This window comes from Methylorubrum podarium (genome assembly GCF_022179745.1).
GTDB classification, from domain to species: Bacteria; Pseudomonadota; Alphaproteobacteria; order Rhizobiales; family Beijerinckiaceae; genus Methylobacterium; species Methylobacterium podarium.
On record NZ_BPRD01000179.1, the window covers coordinates 1 to 14,339 of the forward strand.

Annotated in this window: 16 protein-coding genes and 1 tRNA gene; 14 read left to right on the forward strand and 3 right to left on the reverse strand. The window is 69.4% G+C overall.

Annotated elements, in window-relative coordinates; all coding sequences use genetic code 11:
* Positions 1 to 594: manganese catalase family protein (locus MFF42_RS09540; RefSeq protein ID WP_238255521.1), on the forward strand; the 594-nt coding region annotated here is incomplete at its 5' end.
* Between the two features lie 81 nt (positions 595 to 675).
* On the forward strand, positions 676 to 1,185 hold the full coding sequence (locus MFF42_RS09545) for a ferritin-like domain-containing protein (RefSeq protein WP_238255522.1): 510 nt from the start codon (positions 676 to 678) through the stop codon (positions 1,183 to 1,185).
* 106 nt (positions 1,186 to 1,291) lie between these two features.
* Here MFF42_RS09545 and MFF42_RS09550 read toward each other — a convergent pair whose 3' ends face one another.
* Positions 1,292 to 1,963 (reverse strand): polyamine aminopropyltransferase, encoded by a 672-nt coding sequence (locus MFF42_RS09550; RefSeq protein WP_238255523.1) that lies wholly within the window; start codon positions 1,961 to 1,963, stop codon positions 1,292 to 1,294.
* Between the two features lie 88 nt (positions 1,964 to 2,051).
* On the opposite strand from MFF42_RS09550, the gene MFF42_RS09555 reads away from it, so the two are divergent.
* Positions 2,052 to 2,303 (forward strand): hypothetical protein, encoded by a 252-nt coding sequence (locus MFF42_RS09555; protein WP_238255524.1) that lies wholly within the window; start codon positions 2,052 to 2,054, stop codon positions 2,301 to 2,303.
* Positions 2,304 to 2,448: 145 nt separating this feature from the next.
* Here MFF42_RS09555 and MFF42_RS09560 read toward each other — a convergent pair.
* Positions 2,449 to 2,525 (reverse strand) — tRNA-His (locus MFF42_RS09560).
* Positions 2,526 to 2,696: 171 nt separating this feature from the next.
* On the opposite strand from MFF42_RS09560, the gene MFF42_RS09565 reads away from it, so the two are divergent.
* From MFF42_RS09565 to MFF42_RS09585, 5 genes are all read left to right on the forward strand, one after another.
* Positions 2,697 to 4,541, forward strand: coding sequence for a chloride channel protein (locus tag MFF42_RS09565; protein WP_238255525.1), 1,845 nt, complete (start codon positions 2,697 to 2,699; stop codon positions 4,539 to 4,541).
* Positions 4,542 to 4,566: 25 nt separating this feature from the next.
* On the forward strand, positions 4,567 to 5,049 hold the full coding sequence (locus MFF42_RS09570) for a hypothetical protein (RefSeq protein ID WP_238255537.1): 483 nt from the start codon (positions 4,567 to 4,569) through the stop codon (positions 5,047 to 5,049).
* A gap of 10 nt (positions 5,050 to 5,059) precedes the next feature.
* Positions 5,060 to 5,908 carry a 3-deoxy-8-phosphooctulonate synthase gene (kdsA, locus tag MFF42_RS09575; protein WP_238255526.1) on the forward strand — a complete coding sequence of 283 codons (849 nt, stop codon included), beginning with the start codon at positions 5,060 to 5,062 and terminating at the stop codon, positions 5,906 to 5,908.
* Positions 5,909 to 6,113: 205 nt separating this feature from the next.
* Positions 6,114 to 6,413, forward strand: coding sequence for a hypothetical protein (locus MFF42_RS09580; RefSeq protein WP_238255527.1), 300 nt, complete (start codon positions 6,114 to 6,116; stop codon positions 6,411 to 6,413).
* A gap of 183 nt (positions 6,414 to 6,596) precedes the next feature.
* Positions 6,597 to 7,115 (forward strand): hypothetical protein, encoded by a 519-nt coding sequence (locus MFF42_RS09585; RefSeq protein ID WP_238255528.1) that lies wholly within the window; start codon positions 6,597 to 6,599, stop codon positions 7,113 to 7,115.
* A 20-nt stretch (positions 7,116 to 7,135) separates the two neighbouring features.
* Here MFF42_RS09585 and queF read toward each other — a convergent pair whose 3' ends face one another.
* Entirely contained in the window at positions 7,136 to 7,597 is a 462-nt protein-coding gene (gene queF / locus MFF42_RS09590) for a preQ(1) synthase (protein ID WP_238255529.1), read from the reverse strand.
* Between the two features lie 262 nt (positions 7,598 to 7,859).
* Between queF and eno the strand changes: the two genes are divergently transcribed.
* The 6 genes from eno to MFF42_RS09620 all read left to right on the forward strand — a co-directional run bounded on the left by eno (position 7,860) and on the right by MFF42_RS09620 (position 14,106).
* Positions 7,860 to 9,149, forward strand: coding sequence for a phosphopyruvate hydratase (eno, locus tag MFF42_RS09595; protein WP_238255531.1), 1,290 nt, complete (start codon positions 7,860 to 7,862; stop codon positions 9,147 to 9,149).
* Between the two features lie 124 nt (positions 9,150 to 9,273).
* Complete coding sequence (locus MFF42_RS09600) at positions 9,274 to 9,585, forward strand: FtsB family cell division protein (RefSeq protein ID WP_238255532.1); 312 nt, start codon at positions 9,274 to 9,276, stop codon at positions 9,583 to 9,585.
* Between the two features lie 175 nt (positions 9,586 to 9,760).
* A complete protein-coding gene (gene pdhA / locus MFF42_RS09605; RefSeq protein ID WP_238255533.1) occupies positions 9,761 to 10,810 on the forward strand; it encodes a pyruvate dehydrogenase (acetyl-transferring) E1 component subunit alpha in 1,050 nt (349 codons plus the stop codon).
* A 115-nt stretch (positions 10,811 to 10,925) separates the two neighbouring features.
* Complete coding sequence (locus MFF42_RS09610; RefSeq protein ID WP_238255534.1) at positions 10,926 to 12,374, forward strand: pyruvate dehydrogenase complex E1 component subunit beta; 1,449 nt, start codon at positions 10,926 to 10,928, stop codon at positions 12,372 to 12,374.
* Positions 12,375 to 12,384: 10 nt separating this feature from the next.
* Positions 12,385 to 12,663, forward strand: a complete 279-nt coding sequence (locus tag MFF42_RS09615; protein WP_238255535.1) for a DUF5076 domain-containing protein — start codon at positions 12,385 to 12,387, stop codon at positions 12,661 to 12,663.
* A gap of 33 nt (positions 12,664 to 12,696) precedes the next feature.
* Positions 12,697 to 14,106, forward strand: coding sequence for a pyruvate dehydrogenase complex dihydrolipoamide acetyltransferase (locus MFF42_RS09620; protein WP_238255536.1), 1,410 nt, complete (start codon positions 12,697 to 12,699; stop codon positions 14,104 to 14,106).
* Positions 14,107 to 14,339 lie beyond the last annotated feature (233 nt).

Here is a 14,339-nt window from a genome sequence, read left to right on the forward strand (position 1 = left end):
TCGCCGCTCATCACCGCCCCGACGATGGCGTCGGCGGCGGTGATGAGCGGCGAGAACCCGCGCCACATCGCCGAGGGGATGCTGCACAAGCACCTGCTCTCCTCGGGCATGGCCGCGTTTCCGGGCAATGCCGACGGCGTCCCCTTCGACATGAACCACATCTACGCGAGCGGGAACCTCGCGGCGGACATGTATTGCAACGTCGCCGCCGAGGCGACGGGCCGGACGCTCGCCGTGCGCCTGTCCAACGCCACCAACGATCCGGGCATGAAGGACATGTGGAGCTTCCTCATCGCCCGCGACACGATGCACCAGCAGCAATGGCTCTCGGTGATCGAGGAAGTGGGCGGCCACGCGGGTGCCCTGCCGATCCCGAACTCCTTCCCGCAGGCGGAAGAGAACCAGAAGTACAATTACAGCTTCTTCGCCACCAACCGCGACGGCACCCCGCCGCCGGAAGGCCGCTGGACGAGCGGTCCGTCGCTCGACGGCAAGGGCACTTTCAACGTGGTCCAGAACGCTCCCATGGGACAGGAGCCGGTGCTCGGTCCGGCCCGTCCCGACAGCGCTGCCCAGAGCGAGCAGATCGGCTGATCGCTCCTGCGCCCGGCCGCGCCGACGGCCGGGCGATCCTTGCCGGATCACACCGCACCCATCGAACAGGAGACCATCACCATGGCGCTCGACACGCGCGAGATCTACGTCACCGCCCTCAAGAACACCCACGCCCTGGAGATGCAGGCCCTGCAGATCATGGAGCGTCAGGTGGAGCGGCTGACCCGCTATCCCGAGATGGAGGAGGCGCTGCGCCGCCACATCGAGGAGACCCACGGCCAGCGGACCCGCCTGGAGGAGGCGCTTCAGGCGCTGGGCGACAGCCCCTCGGCGATCAAGGAGGGCATTCTCGGCTTCGTCGGCAACATGATGGCTCTGGGCCACACGCCGGCGCAGGACGAGATCCTGAAGAACACCTACGCCAACCACGCCTTCGAGAATTTCGAGATCGCGGCCTACGAATCTCTCCTCACCATCGGCGAGGCGGCGGGGCAGGGCGGGAGCCTGACGGGCTTCCGGCAGTCGCTCCAGGAAGAGGAGGCGATGGCGCGCCGCGTGCGCGACCTGATCGGCCCGACGACGAAGCGCTACGTCGACCTCACGGTCGCGGGCGAGAAGGCGGATCGCTGAGACGCGGACGCCTCCGGTATCCTGCGAAGCTTCGACGCATCGCCGGATGCCTTTGGCCCTGGGCAGACGCGTCTCGAGGATCGGGTGAAGGCCTGCGCAGAAAGCGTCAGGGCCGCGTCGCGAGCCAGATGACGTGGCGCGGGCCGCTCGATCCGCTCGCGGGCAGGCGCACCTCGTCGACGGCGAAGCCGAGGCGCTGAAGCCGCGCCTTGAACTTCCTGTCCGGCGTGCCGGACCAGACGCCCAGCGTCCCGCCCGGCTTGAGCGCCCACTGCGCGCGCTTCAGGCCCCACTCGTCGTACAGGCGGTCGTTGGCGCGCCGCATCAGCCCTTCCGGGCCGTTATCCACATCCAGGAGGACGGCGTCCCATCCGGCGGGCTCGGACTGGATCAGCCGGTTCACGTCCACCTCGCGCAACTCGACGCGCGGATCGTCCAGGCAGCCGCCGAAGACCGAGGCGAGCGGTCCGCGCGCCCAGGCGGCGACCGCGGGCACGAGTTCGGCGACCACGATCCGGGCGTCCGGTCCGAGGCCCTTGAGTGCGGCGCGGAGCGTGAAGCCCATGCCGAGACCGCCGATCAGCAGGCGCGGCGCCGGCCGGTCGGCCAGCCGGGCGCAGGTGAGCGAGGCCAGCGCCTCCTCCGAGTCACCCCGCGTGCTGTTCATCAGCTCGATGGTGCCGACGATGATCGAGAACTCGCTGCCCCGCTGCATCAGGGCGAGGCTTTTGCCGCCACCGGGCACGTCGCCGGTTTCGAGATGCACCCACTCGTTCATCGCTGCCCTTCTCGGCCCTGCGCCGGGGACGACCCCGCCTGCATTCAACGCCATTGCCTGAATCGCTGAAGGCCGCCTATCAGCGCGCATGTCCAAGCGCACCAAATCTCTGCCGCAGCAACGCGGCTTCGTCCTCTTCGACGTCGTCTTCGCGGACGGAACACGCGCCTCGAACCGGCGCGTGCCGATGGAAATCCTCGGCGGGCTCGACGGCGACGAGCCGGCCCGCCAACTGATCGCCGAGCAGGAGGCGGACATCGCCCAGAAGGCCGGACGGGCGCCGCGCGAGATCCAGACGCTCTCCCGCTCGCCGATCCCGAAGCCGGCCGTGGCCGGCTGACGCCGCGGACTGCCTTGCACGAAGCCGAGGCGACGGGCGATTGTTGACGTTGCCCCGCCTCCCGAAGCCGTCGCCCCGGAAGCGTCGTCACAACGAAAAAGGGGTCGGCACAGGGCCAACCCCTTCAGCATCATCACGAATTGGATGGTACCACCGCCCCGGCTCGAACGGGGGACCCCTAGATCCACAATCTAGTGCTCTAACCAACTGAGCTACGGCGGCACGTGAGGGGGGACTTATCCCGAGGCTCGCGGCATTTCAAGCACCTTGAATGCATCCCGCAACGGATCGCACCGCCGATGCACGGGTGCTAGACGGCGGATGCAGAGGCACCATGGCCTCGACCCGGTCGAAGTCCCCACGCCAAGCCCCCCGCAGTCCACCGCGAGCGCGATGAGTCCATCCCCATCTCCCCTCGCCACCGCTCCGCTGGTCCAGGCGCCGGCACGGCTTCGGGCCTGGGTGCGGGGAAGCGAAGTGGCTCTGGTGCTGCTCGCCGCCGTGACTGGCTGCGTCGGCGGTCTCGCCGTCGCCGCCATGAGCGGCGCCAGCCAGCTCCTGCGCGAGGTGCTCTACCGGCTTCCCGCCGGCCAGCGCCTCAGCAGCCTCACGGACCTTCCCACCGAGGGGCTGATGGGACTCCCCTTCCTAGCGCCGGCGCTCGGCGGTGCCGTTCTCGGCCTGCTGCTCCTGGTCTCGACCCGGGGGCGCGGCAAGAACAAGCGCGCCGTCGTCGATCCCATCGAGGCGAACGCGCTGCATGGCGGGCGGATGTCGCTGCGCGGCTCCCTCGACGTGGCGGTGCAGAACGTCGTCTCGAACGGTAGCGGCGCCTCGGTCGGGCTTGAGGCCGGCTACACGCAGGTCGCGGCGGGGATCGCCTCACGGCTCGGCATCGCCTTCGAGATGCGGCGCTCGGACCTGCGCACCCTGGTCGGCTGCGGCTCGGCGGCCGCCATCGCCGCCGCCTTCGGCTCGCCGCTCACCGGCGCCTTCTACGCCTTCGAGCTCATCATCGGCACCTACACCATCGCGACGCTCGCCCCCGTCGTCGTCGCGGCCCTGTGCGGCAGCCTCGTGATGCGTGCGCTGGCGCCGCAGGCCGCCTTCGTCGATGTCGGCGCCCTGGCGCTGGCCAAGAGCACGGCGGTCGATGCGGGCGACACGCTGCCCTGCCTCGCCCTCGGGCTCCTCTGCGCCGGCCTCGCGGTGCTGCTGATGCGCGGCGTCGCGCTGGTGGAGCGCGGGTTTCGCGCCTCGCGCCTGCCCGCGGCCGTGCGGCCGATCCTCGGCGGCCTGTGCGTCGGCGGCCTTGCCCTGGCGACGACGCCGCAGGTGCTCTCGGCCGGGCACGGCGCGCTTCACATCTACCTTGCCCCGGAGGCGAGCGTGGGGCTCGGCGCGCTGGCCGGTCTCGTCGTCGCCAAGGCGGCGGCCTCGGCGATCTCGATCGGATCGGGCTTCCGCGGCGGCCTGTTCTTCGCGTCGCTGTTCCTCGGCGCGCTGGTGGGCCGCCTCTTCGCCGGCCTCGCGCCGATGCTCTGGCCCGGCTTCGAGCAGTTCGGCCTCGCGCCGGTCGGCTACGCCGTGGTCGGCATGAGCGCCTTCGCCGTCGCCATCGTCGGCGGCCCGCTCACCATGACCTTCCTCGCCCTCGAGATGACCGGAAGCTTCCCCGTGACCGGGCTGGTGCTCGCCTCGGTGATCGCCTCCTCGCTCACCGTGCGAAAGACCTTCGGCTACTCCTTCGCCACCTGGCGCTTTCATCTCCGCGGCGAGACCATCCGCAGCGCCCACGATGTCGGCTGGATGCGAAACCTCACCGTCGGACGGATGATGCGCAAGGATATCCGGCCCGTTTCCCTCGACACGCCGATGGCGACGTTCCTGCGCGCCCACCCGCTGGGCTCGCCCTCCCGCGTGGTCGTGGTGGACGCGCACGACCGCTATGCCGGCATCGTCCTCGTGCCCGAGGCCCATGCCCGCGCCGCCGACAACGGCGGCGATCCGGCGCGCCTCGCCGACGTCGTCCGCTACCCGAAATCGTTTCTGCTCGCCGACATGAGCGTCAAGCAGGCGGCGGCGGCGTTCGATCAGGCCGAGAGCGAGGCGCTCGCCGTGCTCGACGACACCCAGAGCCGCAAGGTCATCGGGCTGCTGACGGAGAGCCACACGCTGAAGCGCTACAGCGAGGAGCTGGACCGGCAGCGGCGCGCCATGCTCGGCGAAGCGGCGTGAGGGCGGACGTGCTATGGCTCGCCGCATGATCCTGCGCGCCCTCCTCGCCGGCCTCTTCCTCATCCTCGGAACGGCCGCGCGGGCCGATTCCTGCGACGCCCTCACCGTCCGGCTGATCCGCGGCACCGGCGTCGCCCTGGCCGGGCGCAGCGGCCCGCTGGTGGTGTTCCGCGCCGCCGACGCCGACCGGATGAGCCTCGAATGCGCGAGCCCGCGGCGGCTGGTGTTCCGCTCGGACCGGCGCGAGCCGCCGCGCGCGTTCTTCGTCCTGATCGGGCTCGCCGCGCAGACCTTGGCCGGCGCGTCGGCGGAAGCGGTCGAGACCCTTGCCCTGCGCCTCCACCAGGACAGCCTGCTCACCGGCGCACCGCAGCTCGGCCGCGTCGGCGGCGCGGTTCTGCGCTGCGACCCCGGCGACCGGCCGGACGGCCTCAGTGCCGGCAGCCTGTGCCGTCTGGCGGCGGATCGGACCGGGCGCGGTCTTTCCCGCGCGGCGGGGCCGGGCTAGAGCGGGAGCCATGCCCGAGACCAATCAGACTTCCGGCACCGTCGTTCGGACCGGCGGCGTCGCCTTCGCCAACCACCTGCCGCTGGCGTTGATCGCCGGCCCCTGCCAGCTCGAAGGGCGGAGCCACGCCCTCGAAGTCGCCGCCGCCCTCAAGGAGATGGCGGAAAGGCTCGGGATCGGCCTCGTCTTCAAATCGTCCTTCGACAAGGCCAACCGCACCTCCGGCCGCTCGGCCCGCGGCGTCGGCCTCGAAGAGGCGCTGCCGGTCTTCGCCGAGATCCGCGAGAGCCTCGGCCTCCCGGTCCTCACCGACGTGCACGCGGCCGAGCAGTGCGAGCGTGCGGCGCAGGCCGTCGACATCCTGCAGATCCCGGCCTTCCTGTGCCGCCAGACCGACCTCCTGCTCGCGGCGGCCGCCACGGGGCGGGCGGTCAACGTCAAGAAGGGACAGTTCCTCGCGCCCTGGGACATGGCGCACGTCGCCGCCAAGGTGACCGAGGCCGGCAACCCCAACGTCATCGTCACGGAACGCGGCGCCTCGTTCGGGTACAACACGCTCGTCTCGGACATGCGTTCGCTGCCGATCATGGCCCGCGTCACCGGCGGCGCCCCGGTCGTGTTCGACGCGACGCACTCGGTTCAGCAGCCCGGCGGCCAGGGGGCGACCTCCGGCGGCCAGCGGGAATTCGTCGCGGTGCTCGCCCGTGCGGCGGTGGCGGTGGGCGTGGCGGGCGTCTTCATCGAGACCCATCCCGAGCCCGACCGCGCACCCTCCGACGGGCCGAACATGGTCGCGCTCGCCGACCTGCCCCTTCTGGTTGAGACGCTCATGACTTTCGACCGTCTCGCAAAGGCGTGAGACCGGTTCGGGTCCGACCCGCTTCAGGTTTCGTTCAGGCGACCTGCGCCACGTTCGAGTGCAATCGAGAACAACGGCAGTCCGGTGGAGGCCTCAATCCTTCCCGGATCTGACGCCCGACTTGTTTGATGCCCGACGTGGCGGGAACTTCCGGCGAAGCTCGGGTGTTTGCCCGTCAAGACGCTTCCGGATCGGAAAGGACGCCATGCGCAAGCTCGCCCTCGTGACCGCCGCCCTCATTTCGGTCGGCACCCTGACCGCCACCTCCGCCGATGCCCGCCCCTACGGCCGCGGCTACGGCCACCATCACGGCTACCACGGCGGCTACGGCCCGCGCGCCTATTACGGCGGCCGCCGCCGCGGCATCGGCACCGGTGCGGCCGTCGGCCTCGGCATCGCGGGTCTCGCGGCCGGCGCGATCGCCGCTGGCGCGGCGCGCGACGCCTATGCCCGCGATCGCTATTACGGCCGTCCGGCCTACGGCTACTACGATTACGGCTACTGAGGCCTGAGCCTCGCACGGATGGAGAGGGCGGCCGGGCAACCGGCCGCCTTTTTCTTTGGCGGCGGTGTCCCGGAGCGGCCGACGGACGGCGGCCGGGGCAGGCAAGGATGCGCAGCGCCAGGATTGCTCCCCCGACGGCGATGCGACAAGTTCCGCCGCAGCGCAGCAGAGTCGGGGGGAATCATGCCTGTCGTCGCAGCCGTCGTCGGCGCCGTCATGACCGGGCTGATGTACTACTTCATCTACGGCAACGGCATGGAGCAGCTCGACCGCTTCCTCGGCGACCGGCGCAACGCGAAGCTGAGGGCGAGGAGCGAGGCGGCCTTCCGGGCGGCGCCGCTGCGCGCGATTCGCGACCCGGCCGACGCCGCCGGGGTGCTGATGATGCTGGTGGCGCTCGCCCGCGGTACCCCGACGCCGGAGCAGGAGGCGGCCATCGAGGCGGAGATGCGCAAGGTCACCGCCCCGGACGACGACCACGGCACGCGCATGGCCTATATCCGCCACGCCGCCGCCCAGGCCTCCGACGCCAACACCGCGGTCGATCACCTCGCGCCGCTCCTGCGGGAGAAGCTCGACGCGTCGGAGCGCGACGACCTGGAGCGGATGCTGGAGGCGGTCGCCGTCGTCCATGGCGGCCCGATCGAGGCGCAGGAGCGGCTGATCGCCCGCACCGTCCGCGTGCTCGCGGAGCAGCACTGACGAGGACTGATACGGGCGGGTCAGCCCCGGCCGCGATAGGGCGCCACGCCCTGGTCCGGCAGCCAGACGGATTTGAGCGGCTCGCCGGTCTGCCAGAACACGTCGATCGGAATGCCGCCGCGGGGATACCAGTAGCCGCCGATGCGCAGCCAGCGCGGTTCGAGCACGGCGACGAGCCGCCGCCCGATGCCGACGGTGCAATCCTCGTGGAAGGCGCCGTGGTTGCGGAAGGCCCCGAGGTAGAGCTTCAGCGACTTCGATTCGACGAGCCAGCGATCCGGCACGTAGTCGATGACGAGCGTCGCGAAATCCGGCTGCCCGGTCACCGGGCAGAGCGAGGTGAATTCCGGCGCGGTGAAACGGGCGAGATAATCGGTGTCGGCGTGCGGGTTCGGAACGCGGTCGAGCTCCGCGGCTTCCGGCGAGGCGGGCAGCGGCGTCTGACGTCCGAGTTGCTTGGCGTGAGTCTCGATCGGATCCATGGTGAGCCTATACGCGGCCTCCGCCCGGCCGCATATGGCACGGAGGGAATGCCAGGGATTCCTTCGGATCGGCCGGGGTCACCTGAAAAAACGCGGCATTGAACCGAATTTGTCGAAGCGGCTCGGCCTCGGGCGCGCGCCGGGAGCTTGCCGAGGTCCCGAGGTTGACGGATAAGCCCGCGACGCAGAGCGTCGCAGGACGCGCGGGTCTCGAAAGCATCCGCGAGACGACCCCGCCGCGACGCGCCGCCAAGGAGCGCCCATGACCGCGATCACCAACATCGCCGCCCGCGAGATCCTCGACAGCCGTGGCAATCCCACCGTCGAGGTCGATGTTCTGCTGGAGGACGGCTCCTTCGGCCGCGCCGCGGTCCCCTCCGGCGCCTCCACCGGCGCCCACGAGGCGGTCGAGCTGCGCGACGGCGACAAGGGCCGCTACAACGGCAAGGGCGTGCTCAAGGCCGTCGATGCCGTGCAGAACGAGATTCTCGACGCGATCGGCGGCATGGATGCCGAGGACCAGGTCGCCGTCGACGAGGCGATGATCGCCCTCGACGGAACGCCGAACAAGGCGCGGCTCGGTGCCAACGCGATCCTCGGCGTCTCGCTCGCCGTGGCGAAGGCCGCCGCCGAGACCGCCGGCCTGCCGCTCTACCGCTATGTCGGCGGCGTTCAGGGCCGCGTGCTGCCGGTGCCGATGATGAACATCGTCAACGGCGGAGCCCACGCCGACAACCCGATCGACTTCCAGGAATTCATGGTGATGCCGGTCGGCGCCGCCTCGCTCTCCGACGCCGTGCGGATGGGTGCCGAGATCTTCCACACCCTCAAGAGCGCACTGAAGAAGGCCGGCCACAACACCAATGTCGGCGACGAGGGCGGCTTCGCCCCGAACCTCCCGTCGGCCGAAGCCGCCCTCGACTTCGTGATGGAATCGGTCAACGCGGCCGGATTCAAGCCCGGCAGCGACATCGTGCTCGCGCTCGACTGCGCCTCCACCGAGTTCTTCAAGGACGGCGCCTACCATTACGAAGGCGAGGGCCAGACCCGCTCGATCGAGCAGCAGGTCGAGTACCTCGCCAAGCTGACGCAGGATTACCCGATCCTCTCGATCGAGGACGGCATGGCCGAGGACGATTGGGAGGGCTGGAAGCTTCTCACCGACCGGATCGGCAGCCGGGTGCAGCTCGTCGGCGACGATCTGTTCGTGACCAATGTCGAGCGGCTCGCCCGCGGCATCGAGACGGGCACCGGCAACTCGATCCTCGTCAAGGTGAACCAGATCGGCTCGCTCACCGAGACGCTGGCCGCCGTCGATATGGCGCAGCGCGCCGGCTACACCGCGGTGATGTCGCACCGCTCCGGCGAGACCGAGGATTCGACCATCGCCGACCTCGCCGTCGCGACGAATTGCGGGCAGATCAAGACCGGCTCGCTCGCTCGGTCGGACAGACTGGCCAAGTACAACCAGCTCATCCGCATCGAGGAGGGCCTCGGCGCGCAGGCGCTCTACGCCGGCCGCAGCGCGATCCGTCAGCTCGCCGGTCGCTGAAGCGCTCCTCCGCATCGGGCGTGGCCGGCCGCACGGGGCTGCCACGCCTTTTTCATGCGCGGCGGGCGATCGTGCCGGGCGGAAACGCTTTCTTCACCCTGTTCGAGCGAAGCTTCCGCCCGCCATGGTCATCCGTCGCCGCGTCCGCGCCATCGTCGTCCCCGCCGTCCTCTGGACGGTGTCGGCTCTCGTCGTCGGCTACTTCGTGCATCAGGCCGAGAGCGGCAGCCGGGGCCTGGAAGCCAAGCGGATCCTGAAGGTCGAAGCCTACGGCCTGACCCAGGACCTGAATGCCGCCAAGGCCGAGCGGGCGATTTGGGAGCACCGTGTCTCCCTGCTGCGCAGCGAGCAGATCGATCGCGACCTCCTGGAGGAGCGAGCCCGTGTCGTCCTCGGCCGCGTGCATGCCAATGACCTCGTCATCATCGGCCCGTGAATTTTTATTTCCGATAGAATAGGCATCGATAAGATTCATTTGCACTGTCTTCACGGTCCGGTCATCGTTGCAACCGTGGCGGTAACAGCATTTGATCGGTGTCAGCCCGCCCCTCGATTTCCGCAAATCGCTGCCCTAGAACCCCTCCCAACAGCGTGATTGCGGGAGGACGCCGATGGGTGCGGGCAGCGAGGCGGGGAAACCTGCGGCGGAAACGGACGCGCCGCAGCATCGGCCGGCCCCGAATATTCCCCAGTTCACGAAAGACGAAGATCTTCACGCCTACCGTGAAATGCTGTTGATCCGCCGGTTCGAGGAGAAGGCGGGCCAGCTCTACGGCATGGGCCTGATCGGCGGCTTCTGTCATCTTTATATCGGCCAGGAGGCGGTCGTCGTCGGCATGCAGATGGCCGGCGAGGACGGTGACCAGAACATCACCGGCTACCGCGACCACGGCCACATGCTGGCCTGCGGCATGGACCCCAAGGGCGTGATGGCCGAGCTGACCGGGCGCCGCGGCGGCTATTCCCGCGGCAAGGGCGGCTCGATGCACATGTTCAGCCGCGAGAAGCAGTTCTTCGGCGGCCACGGCATCGTCGGCGCGCAGGTCGCCCTCGGCACCGGCCTCGCCTTCGCTGACGCCTACCTCAAGAACGGCAAGGTCAGCTTCACCTATATGGGCGACGGCGCGGCCAACCAGGGCCAGGTCTACGAGAGCTTCAACATGGCGGCTCTGTGGAAGCTGCCGGTGGTCTATGTCATCGAGAACAACCGCTACGCCATGGGCACCTCGGTGGCCCGCGCCTCGGCGCAGACGGATTTCTCGAAGCGCGGCCTCTCCTTCGGCATTCCCGGCGAGCAGGTCGACGGCATGGACGTGCGCACGGTCCGCGAGGCCGCCGCGCGCGCCATCCATCACGCCCGTTCCGGCGAAGGCCCCTACATCCTCGAGATGCAGACCTACCGCTACCGCGGCCACTCGATGTCCGATCCGGCCAAGTACCGGTCGAAGGACGAAGTCTCGAAGATGCGCGACGAGCACGACCCGATCGAGATGGTGCGCAAGCGCCTGCTCGAGGCGCACGGCGTGCCTGAGGCCGACCTGAAGGGCATCGACGCCAAGGTCCGCGAGGTCGTCAACGAATCCGCCGACTTCGCGACCCATGATCCCGAGCCCGATCCGTCGGAGCTCTGGACCGACATCCTTCTCGAAGCCCGCGCCTGAACGTGTCCCCGACACGCCTCCGGCCCTTTGCGGCCGGCGGCCGGTGAGGCCTTCGCAAAAACAAGCCCGCGAAAATACGCCCGACCGACGCACCCGGATCGATAGAGCAGCGCAAATGGCGACCGACATCCTGATGCCCGCCCTCTCTCCGACCATGGAAGAGGGAAAGCTCGCCAAATGGCTGAAGAAGGAGGGCGATCCGGTCAAGGCCGGCGACGTCTTGGCCGAGATCGAGACCGATAAGGCGACGATGGAGGTCGAGGCGATCGACGAGGGCATCCTCGCCAAGATCCTCGTCGCGGACGGCACAGAGAACGTCGCCGTCAACACGCCGATCGCGATCATCGCAGACGAGGGCGAGGACGTCTCGGCCGCGGCCGCGAGCAGCGGCAAGGGCAAGCCCAACGGTGCCTCCGGCGGCGCGCCCGCCCCGACCCCCGACATGCAGGCCGAGGGCATGGCCGACGCCTCGGCCGCCTCCGCCAAGACGGGCGAGGACGCGCCGAGGGCACCCGCTTCCCCCGCCGTCATCACCAACAAGGCGCCCGACCCGGTGATGGAGGAGTTCCCGGCGGACTCGCCGATGAAGTCCATGACCGTCCGCGAAGCCCTGCGCGACGCGATGGCCGAGGAGATGCGCAAGGACGAGGCCGTCTTCGTCATGGGCGAGGAGGTCGCCGAGTACCAGGGCGCCTACAAGATCACGCAGGGCCTGCTCCAGGAATTCGGCGCGCGCCGCGTGGTCGACACCCCGATCACCGAGCACGGCTTCGCCGGCATCGGCGTCGGCGCGGCCTTCATGGGCCTCAAGCCCATCGTCGAGTTCATGACCTTCAACTTCGCGATGCAGGCGATCGACCACATCATCAACTCGGCGGCCAAGACCCTCTACATGTCCGGCGGCCAGCTCGGCTGTCCGATCGTCTTCCGCGGTCCCAACGGCGCCGCCGCCCGCGTCGCCGCCCAGCACAGCCACGACTACTCCGCGTGGTACTCGAACGTGCCGGGCCTCAAGGTGATCGCGCCCTACACCGCCTCCGACGCCAAGGGCCTGCTCAAGGCGGCGATCCGCGATCCCAACCCGGTGATCTTCCTCGAGAACGAGATCCTCTACGGCCAGTCCTTCCCAGTGCCGGAGATCGAGGATTTCGTCCTGCCGATCGGCAAGGCGCGCATCCATCGTCCCGGCAAGGACGTGACCATCGTCTCCTTCGCCATCGGCATGACTTACGCCCTCAAGGCGGCCCAGGCGCTCGCCGAGGAGGGGATCGAGGCGGAGGTGATCGACCTGCGCACCATCCGCCCGATGGACAGCGCGACGGTGGTGGAATCGGTCAAGAAGACCGGCCGCTGCGTCTGCGTGGAAGAGGGCTTCCCGCAATCGGGCGTCGGCGCCGAGATCGTCGCCCGGCTGATGGTCGATGCCTTCGACTATCTCGACGCGCCGGTGCTGCGGGTGACCGGCAAGGACGTGCCGATGCCCTACGCGGCCAATCTCGAGAAGCTGGCCCTGCCGAGCGTGGCCGAGGTCGTCGAGGCGGTCAAAAGCGTCTGCTACAAGTAACTGGGCTTAGATGTCGGAAAAGTTCGAAGAACTCGAGATCCCGCCCGACGCCCTGGAACAGGGCGGGATCGAGATCGTGCGCGCCTCGATCGTCGATGGTGCCGTGAGCGTCGCGCTCCGGCGGGCCTTCGACGATCCGGCGACCTGGGGTCGCCTGCTCATCGATCTCGCGCGGCAGGCCGCCCGCGCCTACGCGATGGAGTCGGACATCTCGGAGGAGGAAGCCTTCGAGCGCATCCGTGCCGGGTGGGAGGCGGAAAGCCTCGATCCCAACAACCCTCTCAACTGACCCTACCTCTCAAGGCCGCTCGGGAACGACACGATGCCCATCAACGTCCTGATGCCCGCCCTGTCTCCGACCATGGAGAAGGGCAACCTCGCCAAGTGGCTCAAGAAGGAGGGCGACACCATCAAGTCCGGCGACGTCATCGCCGAGATCGAGACCGACAAGGCGACCATGGAGGTCGAGGCGGTCGATGAGGGCGTCCTCGCCAAGATCCTCGTGGCCGAAGGCACCGCCGACGTGCCGGTCAACGAGTTGATCGCGCTGATCGCCGAGGAGGGCGAGGATCCGGGAAGCCTCGAGGCTCCCAAGGGCGGCGCCGAGGCGAAGACCGCCCCGGTCGAGCCGAAGAGCACGCCCGATCAGAACGCCGCGCCCGACGGCGCCCACGCGTCCTATGCCCGGGTCGATCAGGCGCCCGAGGGCGCTAGGCCGAACGGTGCCGCCGAGCCCGCGGCCCAGGGCACCGGCGGCCGGGTCTTCGCCTCGCCGCTCGCCCGCCGCATCGCCAAGCAGGAGGGCGTCGATCTCTCGGCGGTGAAGGGCTCCGGTCCCCACGGCCGGGTGATCCAGCGCGACGTGCAGGCGGCGATGGAGGGCGGAACGGCCAAGGCCGGCGCCCCGGCGAAGCCCGAGGCCAAGGCCGCCGCGCCCGCGCCGGAAAAGGCCGCACCGAAGGCGGCGCCCGCGGGCGGCGCGCCGGCCGGCCTCAGCCTGGATCAGGTCAAGGGCTTCTTCGAGGCGGGCAGCTTCGAGGAGGTGCCGCTCGACGGCATGCGCAAGACCATCGCCAAGCGCCTCACCGAGGCGATGCAGGTCGCGCCGCACTTCTACCTCACCGTCGACTGTGAACTCGACGCGCTGATGAAGCTGCGCGAGACGCTGAACGCCTCCGCCGGCAAGGACAAGGACGGCAAGCCGCTGTTCAAGCTCTCGGTCAACGACTTCGTCATCAAGGCGATGGGCCTCGCGCTCACCCGCGTGCCGACGGCCAACGCCGTCTGGGCCGAGGACCGCATCCTGCGCTTCAAGCACGCCGAGGTCGGCGTCGCGGTGGCGATCGACGGCGGCCTCTACACACCGGTGATCCGCAAGGCCGACCAGAAGACGCTCTCCGCCATCTCCAACGAGATGAAGGATTTCGCGGGCCGCGCGCGGGCCAAGAAGCTCAAGCCGGAAGAGTATCAGGGCGGCGTCACCTCGGTGTCGAACCTCGGCATGTTCGGCATCAAGCACTTCACGGCGGTGATCAACCCGCCGCAATCGACGATCCTCGCGGTCGGCGCCGGCGAGAAGCGGGTCGTCGTCAGGGACGGCGTCCCGGCGGTGATCCAGGCCATGACCTGCACGCTCTCCTGCGACCACCGCGTCCTCGACGGCGCGCTGGGCGCCGAGCTGATCTCCGCCTTCAAGGAGCTGATCGAGAACCCGATGGGGATGTTGGTGTGACGCGCACCCACGCCATCTCTCCTCTCCCTTGCGGGGAGGAGCCGGAGGTGGGGGTGGTGCAGAACCGAGAGCGTCCGCTCCGCCTGCCGCATTGCCGAGCCTGGGCCTTCCGCAAGGTCGGGCTCACCTCGTCATCATCGGTGTGATGGGATGCCCTGGAGCAGGCCGCCTCGGACGCTCGTGACGGCAAAAGCGGCCGCTCACGCTGGAGCGCTTCGGCGTACGCCGACCGA

What these genes read in the sequence shown, in the direction of transcription:
- MFF42_RS09545 (WP_238255522.1), top strand. Translation starts at nt 676, where the DNA reads ATGGCGCTCGACACGCGCGAGATCTACGTCACCGCCCTCAAGAACACC.
- MFF42_RS09550 (WP_238255523.1), bottom strand. Translation starts at nt 1,963, where the DNA reads ATGAACGAGTGGGTGCATCTCGAAACCGGCGACGTGCCCGGTGGCGGC.
- MFF42_RS09555 (WP_238255524.1), top strand. Translation starts at nt 2,052, where the DNA reads ATGTCCAAGCGCACCAAATCTCTGCCGCAGCAACGCGGCTTCGTCCTC.
- MFF42_RS09565 (WP_238255525.1), top strand. Translation starts at nt 2,697, where the DNA reads ATGAGTCCATCCCCATCTCCCCTCGCCACCGCTCCGCTGGTCCAGGCG.
- MFF42_RS09570 (WP_238255537.1), top strand. Translation starts at nt 4,567, where the DNA reads ATGATCCTGCGCGCCCTCCTCGCCGGCCTCTTCCTCATCCTCGGAACG.
- kdsA (WP_238255526.1), top strand. Translation starts at nt 5,060, where the DNA reads ATGCCCGAGACCAATCAGACTTCCGGCACCGTCGTTCGGACCGGCGGC.
- MFF42_RS09580 (WP_238255527.1), top strand. Translation starts at nt 6,114, where the DNA reads ATGCGCAAGCTCGCCCTCGTGACCGCCGCCCTCATTTCGGTCGGCACC.
- MFF42_RS09585 (WP_238255528.1), top strand. Translation starts at nt 6,597, where the DNA reads ATGCCTGTCGTCGCAGCCGTCGTCGGCGCCGTCATGACCGGGCTGATG.
- queF (WP_238255529.1), bottom strand. Translation starts at nt 7,597, where the DNA reads ATGGATCCGATCGAGACTCACGCCAAGCAACTCGGACGTCAGACGCCG.
- eno (WP_238255531.1), top strand. Translation starts at nt 7,860, where the DNA reads ATGACCGCGATCACCAACATCGCCGCCCGCGAGATCCTCGACAGCCGT.
- MFF42_RS09600 (WP_238255532.1), top strand. Translation starts at nt 9,274, where the DNA reads ATGGTCATCCGTCGCCGCGTCCGCGCCATCGTCGTCCCCGCCGTCCTC.
- pdhA (WP_238255533.1), top strand. Translation starts at nt 9,761, where the DNA reads ATGGGTGCGGGCAGCGAGGCGGGGAAACCTGCGGCGGAAACGGACGCG.
- MFF42_RS09610 (WP_238255534.1), top strand. Translation starts at nt 10,926, where the DNA reads ATGGCGACCGACATCCTGATGCCCGCCCTCTCTCCGACCATGGAAGAG.
- MFF42_RS09615 (WP_238255535.1), top strand. Translation starts at nt 12,385, where the DNA reads ATGTCGGAAAAGTTCGAAGAACTCGAGATCCCGCCCGACGCCCTGGAA.
- MFF42_RS09620 (WP_238255536.1), top strand. Translation starts at nt 12,697, where the DNA reads ATGCCCATCAACGTCCTGATGCCCGCCCTGTCTCCGACCATGGAGAAG.